The sequence below is a fragment of the Halomonas sp. KX33721 genome (assembly GCF_001596805.1).
In the GTDB taxonomy this organism is placed as follows: domain Bacteria; phylum Pseudomonadota; class Gammaproteobacteria; order Pseudomonadales; family Halomonadaceae; genus Vreelandella; species Vreelandella aquamarina.
On the sequence record NZ_LVIA01000102.1, the window covers coordinates 1 to 1213 of the forward strand.

General features: G+C 63.7%; 1 protein-coding gene. It reads left to right on the plus strand.

From position 1 onward, the window contains the following. Positions 1 to 1213, plus strand: a 1213-nt coding sequence (locus A3220_RS16570; protein ID WP_062376048.1) for an IS1380 family transposase, incomplete at both ends; no start/stop codon positions are given.

Here is a 1213-nt window from a genome sequence, read left to right on the forward strand (position 1 = left end):
TGACGTGATCAAGAGCTACCTGGGCCTGCTGTGTCTGGGCATGAGCGACTATGACGCTGTCGAGAACTTCCGCCGCGACAAGCCCTTCCAACAACTGCTGACCCTGCAGAAGGTGCCGAGCGCGGCGACGCTGCGACAGCGGCTGGAGAAACTTGCCGCCAACGACCTGCAGGCGCGCACCGCCACCTGGTCCACGACCCTGCTGTCACTGATCGAAGCACCGATCACCGCCGAGACGACGCACGTCTGCCTGGACATCGACACCTTCGTCATGGACAACAGCAACTCGAAGAAGGAAGGCGTCTCGCGGACCTACCAGAAGGTCGATGGCTACACCCCGATCGCCGCCTACCTGGGCAACGAAGGGTGGTGCCTGGGTCTGGAACTGCGGCCTGGCAAGCAGCACACCATGAAGGAGAGCAACGCCTTCCTGGAGCGGGTACTGCCTCGCGCCCAATGCCTGACCAAGCAACCGATCCTGTTACGCGAGGACAGCGGCTTCGACAGCCAGGCGCACCTGGCGCTTCTCGAACAGCAACGCCAGGCCTTTGCCGACGAGGGGCGCCGGCTCGACTATGTCGTCAAATGGAACCCGCGTGGCTCGGCCACGGCTGATCGAGATACCTGGCTGGCGGTGGCGGCGGACTACTGGGAAGAGCTGCGTCCTGGCAAGCGCCAGGCGCTGTGGACGCAGACCGTCTCGATCCACGACGACAACAAGACCGAATACGTCGTCCAACGCGTGATGCGCCTGGTCGAGCGCACCGCCGATCGCGATGGCCAGTTGCTGCTCGAACCGGACTATGAGTTGGAAGGCTGGTGGACCAGCCTGGACGAGGCGCCGGAGGCGGTGATCAAGCGCTACCAGGCGCATGCCACCCATGAGCAGTTTCACAGCGAGATCAAGACCGATCTCGACCTGGAGCGCTTGCCGTCCGGCAAGTTCGCCACCAACGATCTGATCCTGCATCTCGCCCAGTTGGCCTACAACATCCTGCGCCTGATGGGACAGCTGGGCATGACCGGCGAGCTGAGCCCGGTTCGCCACCCGGCCAAGCGGCGCCGGCTGCGCACCGTGCTACAAGAGTTGGTGCACCGTGCGGCTCTCGTGATTCACAAGGCACGGCAGATCATCCTCGACTTCGGGCAGGATATCGGGCGCATGACGGTGCTCAAGACGCTGCGGAGCCGACTGCGTTATCCACGAGGAACG